Here is a 7,571-nt window from a genome sequence, read left to right as displayed (position 1 = left end):
GGCCTGCACCGCGTAGCGGTCGTGCGCGGTGACGAAGACGATGGCGGGCGCCGGCTCGGGCAACGATGCGGCGACGTCGAGGCCGCTCGCGCCCGGCATCTGCACGTMGAGGAACAGCGCATCGGGCGCCTGCGCGGCGATCGCCGCCAGTGCTTCCGCGCCGTCGCGCGCCTGGCCGATCACCTCGACATCGGCGAACGCGAGCAGCAGGCGGCGCAGGCGCTCGCGCGCCGGGGTTTCGTCGTCGACGATCAGCACCCGCATGGCAGCTCGATGCGGGCCAGCACGCCGCCGCCGTCGCGCGCCTGCAGCGTGAGCGAGGCGCTGTCGCCATGGCGTGTCAGCAGCCGCTGCCGGAGGTTGCCGAGGCCCACGCCCCAGGACAMATCGGGGCCAGGGGGCAGCTCGCCGGCGTCGTCCTGCACCTCCAGGCACAGGCGCGCACCGGCGCGGCGTGCACTCACGACGATGCGGGTGGGGGCCAGGCGACGCTCGACACCGTGGCGGAAGGCGTTCTCGAGCAGGGGTTGCAGCAGCAGCGACGGGACCTTGCACGGATGGGTGGCGGGGTCGATGTCGAAGATGACGTCGACGCGCTCGGCGAAGCGCTCGCGCATGATGGACGCGTAGGCTTCGAGCAGCGTGAGCTCGTCGGCCAGCGTGGTCTCGGGGTGGCGCGCCAGGTCGGTGGCGGCGCGCAGCAGCGCGGCCAGGCGCATCAGCAGCGTGTCGGCCAGCGCCGGGTCGGTGTGGATCGTCGAGGCGATCGTGTTGAGCGCGTTGAACAGGAAATGCGGCTCGATCTGCTGGGCCAGCTGCAGCAGCTGCGCGCTTTGCGCCAAGCGCCGCTCGCGTTCGAGCCGCAGCCGCGCCGAGGCCAGTGCCGCATGCGAGCGCAGCCCGAAGACGATCGCGACGAACAGCAGGTAGAACATCGAGAACTTCAGCGCCTCGTAGCGGAACACCACCGGCCACGGGTCGTGCGTGTAGGCCTCGCCGGCGAGTGCGTGGACCGCGTGGCGCAGCCCGAACACCGCGCCGATGAAGCAGGGCGCGGCCAGCGGCAGCCAGGCCAGGCTCGCGGCGAACCAGCGCCACGGGCGGTTCAGCAGCTCATCGAGACGCCCGGCTCGCCGCCATTGCAGCCAGACGATCAGGCTGGACACGAGCATCGAGCTGCCTTCCCACAGCAGCGGTTTCCAGACGGCGGTGCCGCCCCGGCGCAGGTGGTCCTGCACGCCGATGGTCATCATCAGCACCCAGAACAACGCCCAGGCGATGCCGAAGGCGAGACGCGGTATCGCTGCCGCGTCGTCGTGATCCCTGTCGGTGGAGAAAGAGGAGAGGGCCGTCATGCTCCCGCATTGTTGCCCCGGGGTCCGCCGGGTGCCATGGTTCGAGGGTGAACCGGGCCCGGGCGGGGGTGAGACGGCTCAGGCCTCGGCCTTGGTCTTCGTGCTCTTCTTGGGGGCGGCGCCGGCGCGGGGGCCGTTGGCAAACAGGGCCTCGATCTTGGCGTCGTGCTCCATCAGGTCGGCGGCGACGCCGCGCAGCTTGTCGGCACGCGCGAACACGCGGCGTTGCAGCTGGGCGATACCAGCCGACTGTTCAACGCGTTGCAGGACGGTACCGGGGTCAATGGTCGATTCGAAGGGGTTGTTGACGTAGGTCGTGTCGTACATCGGGGTCTTCTCTTGTTTGTTGGCTCTGTCAACGCCGACCGCTGTTTGCCACCAGACGGCCGCGCGCGCCTCCCAACGGGGGCAGGGCGCGGATTCTCGCCGATGGCTCGCCGCCTGCGAAGCCCCGGCGGCGTATTGAAGGGACTCTCGGTGTGTCGCGGCATTTCAGAGAATCCCGACAAAACTCGAGGGTCTATGGTGTTGACGATTCAAACAGGGCTGTGCACAATCGTGGGCTTCGCTGATGACAAATCAACGAAGCGACCCAACAACAGATTGGTTTCGGCAGGCGGCGAAAGCGGCGGCAGAAAAAAATCAAACAAGTTGTTGAAGTCGAGCAAAAAGGTGCTACAGTCTAAGGCTGCGCTGAACGAGATAGATCGGACAGCAAAGCAAGACGGTTTGACCGGATTGCAGCTCTTTAAAAACATACAGCCGATAAGTGTGGGCGTTGGAAGGCGAGTGCCGAAGAGTCGAAAGACTCGAGGTCTCATGGACCTTAAACGCTCATGAAGTGAAGTTCACTTCAATTCATTGAGTAAATTATCAAGATCGAACTGAAGAGTTTGATCCTGGCTCAGATTGAACGCTGGCGGCATGCCTTACACATGCAAGTCGAACGGCAGCACGGGAGCAATCCTGGTGGCGAGTGGCGAACGGGTGAGTAATATATCGGAACGTGCCCAGTTGTGGGGGATAGCCCGGCGAAAGCCGGATTAATACCGCATACGACCTGAGGGTGAAAGCGGGGGATCGCAAGACCTCGCGCAATTGGAGCGGCCGATATCAGATTAGCTAGTTGGTGGGGTAAAGGCCTACCAAGGCGACGATCTGTAGCTGGTCTGAGAGGACGACCAGCCACACTGGGACTGAGACACGGCCCAGACTCCTACGGGAGGCAGCAGTGGGGAATTTTGGACAATGGGCGCAAGCCTGATCCAGCCATGCCGCGTGCGGGAAGAAGGCCTTCGGGTTGTAAACCGCTTTTGTCAGGGAAGAAACGGTCTGATCTAATAAATTGGACTAATGACGGTACCTGAAGAATAAGCACCGGCTAACTACGTGCCAGCAGCCGCGGTAATACGTAGGGTGCAAGCGTTAATCGGAATTACTGGGCGTAAAGCGTGCGCAGGCGGCTATGCAAGACAGATGTGAAATCCCCGGGCTCAACCTGGGAACTGCATTTGTGACTGCATGGCTAGAGTACGGTAGAGGGGGATGGAATTCCGCGTGTAGCAGTGAAATGCGTAGATATGCGGAGGAACACCGATGGCGAAGGCAATCCCCTGGACCTGTACTGACGCTCATGCACGAAAGCGTGGGGAGCAAACAGGATTAGATACCCTGGTAGTCCACGCCCTAAACGATGTCAACTGGTTGTTGGACGGCTTGCTGTTCAGTAACGAAGCTAACGCGTGAAGTTGACCGCCTGGGGAGTACGGCCGCAAGGTTGAAACTCAAAGGAATTGACGGGGACCCGCACAAGCGGTGGATGATGTGGTTTAATTCGATGCAACGCGAAAAACCTTACCTACCCTTGACATGTCTAGAAGTTACCAGAGATGGTTTCGTGCTCGAAAGAGAGCTAGAACACAGGTGCTGCATGGCCGTCGTCAGCTCGTGTCGTGAGATGTTGGGTTAAGTCCCGCAACGAGCGCAACCCTTATCATTAGTTGCTACGCAAGGGCACTCTAATGAGACTGCCGGTGACAAACCGGAGGAAGGTGGGGATGACGTCAGGTCATCATGGCCCTTATGGGTAGGGCTACACACGTCATACAATGGCCGGTACAGAGGGCTGCCAACCCGCGAGGGGGAGCTAATCTCAGAAAACCGGTCGTAGTCCGGATCGCAGTCTGCAACTCGACTGCGTGAAGTCGGAATCGCTAGTAATCGCGGATCAGCTTGCCGCGGTGAATACGTTCCCGGGTCTTGTACACACCGCCCGTCACACCATGGGAGCGGGTTCTGCCAGAAGTAGTTAGCCTAACCGCAAGGGGGGCGATTACCACGGCAGGGTTCGTGACTGGGGTGAAGTCGTAACAAGGTAGCCGTATCGGAAGGTGCGGCTGGATCACCTCCTTTCTGGAAAAAATGGTGCTCAATTTCTAGCGCCCACGCTTATCGGCTGTTGTGACAACAGTTCAAGAGAACGGTTCAATCCGGAACAAGGGTCTGTAGCTCAGCTGGTTAGAGCACCGTCTTGATAAGGCGGGGGTCGTTGGTTCGAGCCCAACTAGACCCACCAACTTCCATCGGGGGATTAGCTCAGCTGGGAGAGCACCTGCTTTGCAAGCAGGGGGTCGTCGGTTCGATCCCGTCATCCTCCACCATCTCTTGAAGTAGAAGAAATCGACGCTGACGCAAGCAGCTTGGTGAATCATTTCACCAGGCTGTTGTCGTCAGCGGTTCGAAAGAATCGGCTGTTGCTCTTTAACAATTTGTAGAGTCGAAAATCAGCGTTGTCGGCGGAAAGCAGACCGAAAGGGAAGCACCGTGCCGCCGATGACGAACTTGATTGCGTCAACAGATATTCAACTTGAGTTGATCAAGAAATTGATTGAAGCGAGTTTTGAAGAACGGCATAACGCGAAATACTCAAACAGTCATTGACCGATGCTTGTGAAGAACAGGCGTCAAAGTTATAGGGTCAAGTGACTAAGTGCATGTGGTGGATGCCTTGGCGATTACAGGCGACGAAGGACGTGATAGCCTGCGATAAGCTTCGGGGAGCTGGCAAATTAGCTTTGATCCGGAGATTTCCGAATGGGGAAACCCGACCGTAAGGTCATCGCATACTGAATACATAGGTATGCGAGGCGAACCGGGTGAACTGAAACATCTCAGTAGCTCGAGGAAAAGACATCAACCGAGATTCCGAAAGTAGTGGCGAGCGAAATCGGAAGAGCCTGCACGTTTTAGCATCTTGCATATCAGAACGGAATGGAAAGTCCGGCCATAGCGGGTGATAGCCCCGTATGAAAAATGTAGGGTGTGGAACTAGGCGTGCGACAAGTAGGGCGGGACACGTGTAATCCTGTCTGAATATGGGGGGACCATCCTCCAAGGCTAAATACTCGTAATCGACCGATAGTGAACTAGTACCGTGAGGGAAAGGCGAAAAGAACCCCGGGAGGGGAGTGAAATAGATCCTGAAACCGCATGCATACAAACAGTCGGAGCCCGCAAGGGTGACGGCGTACCTTTTGTATAATGGGTCAGCGACTTACATTCAGTGGCAAGGTTAACCGAATAGGGAAGCCGTAGAGAAATCGAGTCCGAATAGGGCGTTCAGTCGCTGGGTGTAGACCCGAAACCAAGTGATCTATCCATGGCCAGGATGAAGGTAGGGTAACACCTGCTGGAGGTCCGAACCGACTAGTGTTGCAAAACTAGCGGATGAGCTGTGGATAGGGGTGAAAGGCTAAACAAACTTGGAAATAGCTGGTTCTCTCCGAAAACTATTTAGGTAGTGCCTCAAGTATTACCGTCGGGGGTAGAGCACTGTTATGGCTAGGGGGTCATGGCGACTTACCAAACCATTGCAAACTCCGAATACCGATGAGTACAGCTTGGGAGACAGTGCACCGGGTGCTAACGTCCGGACACAAGAGGGAAACAACCCAGACCGCCAGCTAAGGTCCCCAAAATTGGCTAAGTGGGAAACGAAGTGGGAAGGCTAAAACAGTCAGGATGTTGGCTTAGAAGCAGCCATCATTTAAAGAAAGCGTAATAGCTCACTGATCGAGTCGTCCTGCGCGGAAGATGTAACGGGGCTAAGCCAGTTACCGAAGCTGCGGATGTGCGCGCAAGCGTACGTGGTAGGAGAGCGTTCTGTAAGCCTGTGAAGGTGGCTTGTGAAGGCTGCTGGAGGTATCAGAAGTGCGAATGCTGACATGAGTAGCGTTAAAGGGGGTGAAAAGCCCCCTCGCCGAAAGCGCAAGGTTTCCTACGCAACGTTCATCGGCGTAGGGTGAGTCGGCCCCTAAGGCGAGGCAGAGATGCGTAGCTGATGGGAAACAGGTCAATATTCCTGTACCGATATGCAGTGCGATGTGGGGACGGAGAAGGTTAGCTCAGCCGGGTGTTGGATGTCCCGGTTCAAGCGTGTAGTCATGCCCCTTAGGCAAATCCGGGGGGTTTAGATGAGGCGTGATAACGAGGAGGCTTGCCTCCGAAGTGAGTGATACCCTGCTTCCAGGAAAAGCCACTAAGCTTCAGCTGCATACGACCGTACCGCAAACCGACACTGGTGCGCGAGATGAGTATTCTAAGGCGCTTGAGAGAACTCTGGAGAAGGAACTCGGCAAATTGACACCGTAACTTCGGAAGAAGGTGTGCCTTTAGTAGGTGAACCATTTACTTGGGGAGCCCAATGAGGCCGCAGAGAATCGGTGGCTGCGACTGTTTATTAAAAACACAGCACTCTGCAAAGACGAAAGTCGACGTATAGGGTGTGACGCCTGCCCGGTGCTGGAAGATTAAATGATGGGGTGCAAGCTCTTGACTGAAGTCCCAGTAAACGGCGGCCGTAACTATAACGGTCCTAAGGTAGCGAAATTCCTTGTCGGGTAAGTTCCGACCTGCACGAATGGCGTAACGATGGCCACACTGTCTCCTCCAGAGACTCAGCGAAGTTGAAATGTTTGTGATGATGCAATCTCCCCGCGGAAAGACGGAAAGACCCCATGAACCTTTACTGTAGCTTTACATTGGACTTTGAACAGATCTGTGTAGGATAGGTGGGAGGCTTTGAAGCGGTGCCGCTAGGTGTCGTGGAGCCAACGTTGAAATACCACCCTGGTGTGTTTGAGGTTCTAACCTTGGCCCGTGATCCGGGTTGGGGACAGTGTATGGTGGGCAGTTTGACTGGGGCGGTCTCCTCCCAAAGCGTAACGGAGGAGTTCGAAGGTACGCTAGCCACGGTCGGAAATCGTGGTGATAGTGCATTGGCATAAGCGTGCTTGACTGCGAGACTGACAAGTCGAGCAGGTACGAAAGTAGGACAAAGTGATCCGGTGGTTCTGTATGGAAGGGCCATCGCTCAACGGATAAAAGGTACTCTGGGGATAACAGGCTGATACCGCCCAAGAGTTCATATCGACGGCGGTGTTTGGCACCTCGATGTCGGCTCATCTCATCCTGGGGCTGTAGCCGGTCCCAAGGGTATGGCTGTTCGCCATTTAAAGAGGTACGTGAGCTGGGTTTAAAACGTCGTGAGACAGTTTGGTCCCTATCTTCCGTGGGCGCTGCAAGATTGAGAGAGCCTGCTCCTAGTACGAGAGGACCGGAGTGGACGMACCTCTGGTGTATCGGTTGTCACGCCAGTGGCATCGCCGAGTAGCTATGTGCGGAAGAGATAACCGCTGAAAGCATCTAAGCGGGAAACTCGTCTCAAGATGAGTCTTGCCGGGGCCTTGAGCCCCCTGAAGAGTCGTTCGAGACCAGGACGTTGATAGGCTGGGTGTGGAAGCGCAGTAATGCGTTAAGCTAACCAGTACTAATTGCTCGTGAGGCTTGACCCTATAACTTTGATCCAACGATCAAAGTCTGTCTGAGGACAAGCGTTGTGCAGTTCTTCCAACGAATATCCTTGAACGCAATCAAGTTCAACCCAATCAAATGCTGATTCCGCTTGTGTGACCTCAATCCACAAGCACCGACTCTACGAATTGGCTGCAAAGCACTTCCCCCCAAAGGAATGCTCGGCAGCAACAAGTTAAGCCTGATGACCATAGCGAGGTGGTCCCACTCCTTCCCATCCCGAACAGGACAGTGAAACGCCTCAGCGCCGATGATAGTGCGGGTTCCCGTGTGAAAGTAGGACATCGTCAGGCTATTAATTGCCAACCCCCGTCGCCTCCCAAGGCGTCGGGGGTTTCGCTTTTG

At 57.0% G+C, this 7,571-nt stretch carries 4 protein-coding genes, 2 tRNA genes and 3 rRNA genes; 6 read left to right on the top strand and 3 right to left on the bottom strand.

Annotation, left to right across the window (positions count from 1 at the left end; translation table 11 throughout):
- The 3 genes from AC1DXV_RS28415 to AC1DXV_RS28405 form a co-directional block, all read right to left on the bottom strand.
- Window positions 1–264 (bottom strand): LytR/AlgR family response regulator transcription factor (locus AC1DXV_RS28415; protein WP_477936747.1); only part of this gene is annotated, 264 nt, incomplete at its 3' end.
- Window positions 252–1,355, bottom strand: coding sequence for a sensor histidine kinase (locus AC1DXV_RS28410; protein WP_477936745.1), 1,104 nt, complete (start codon window positions 1,353–1,355; stop codon window positions 252–254). The genes AC1DXV_RS28410 and AC1DXV_RS28415, both read right to left, overlap by 13 nt.
- Window positions 1,356–1,433: 78 nt before the next feature.
- On the bottom strand, window positions 1,434–1,682 hold the full coding sequence (locus AC1DXV_RS28405; RefSeq protein WP_477871125.1) for a hypothetical protein: 249 nt from the start codon (window positions 1,680–1,682) through the stop codon (window positions 1,434–1,436).
- Between the two features lie 102 nt (window positions 1,683–1,784).
- On the opposite strand from AC1DXV_RS28405, the gene AC1DXV_RS28400 reads away from it, so the two are divergent.
- The 6 genes from AC1DXV_RS28400 to rrf all read left to right on the top strand — a co-directional run bounded on the left by AC1DXV_RS28400 (window position 1,785) and on the right by rrf (window position 7,519).
- The gene (locus tag AC1DXV_RS28400) at window positions 1,785–2,195 is read left to right on the top strand and encodes a hypothetical protein (protein ID WP_477936743.1); all 411 of its coding nucleotides are present in this window, start codon (window positions 1,785–1,787) and stop codon (window positions 2,193–2,195) included.
- 41 nt (window positions 2,196–2,236) lie between these two features.
- Window positions 2,237–3,767 (top strand): 16S ribosomal RNA (locus tag AC1DXV_RS28395).
- A gap of 86 nt (window positions 3,768–3,853) precedes the next feature.
- Window positions 3,854–3,930: transfer RNA gene (locus AC1DXV_RS28390), tRNA-Ile, on the top strand.
- 9 nt (window positions 3,931–3,939) lie between these two features.
- A tRNA-Ala gene (locus AC1DXV_RS28385) sits at window positions 3,940–4,015 on the top strand.
- A 315-nt stretch (window positions 4,016–4,330) separates the two neighbouring features.
- Window positions 4,331–7,207: ribosomal RNA gene (locus AC1DXV_RS28380) — 23S ribosomal RNA — on the top strand.
- A gap of 199 nt (window positions 7,208–7,406) precedes the next feature.
- Window positions 7,407–7,519, top strand: a 5S ribosomal RNA gene (rrf, locus tag AC1DXV_RS28375).
- Together the 16S, 23S and 5S rRNA genes with 2 tRNA genes alongside form the textbook arrangement of a ribosomal RNA operon.
- Window positions 7,520–7,571 lie beyond the last annotated feature (52 nt).

The organism is Rhizobacter sp. P3_C12 (genome assembly GCF_056402735.1).
The sequence above is the reverse complement of the archived record's forward strand: the minus strand, read 5'-3'. Positions and strand labels throughout refer to the sequence as shown.

Excerpts from the sequence above, each read along its gene's own strand:
- AC1DXV_RS28405 (WP_477871125.1), bottom strand. The coding sequence starts at position 1,682 with ATGTACGACACGACCTACGTCAACAACCCCTTCGAATCGACCATTGAC.
- AC1DXV_RS28400 (WP_477936743.1), top strand. The coding sequence starts at position 1,785 with ATGGCTCGCCGCCTGCGAAGCCCCGGCGGCGTATTGAAGGGACTCTCG.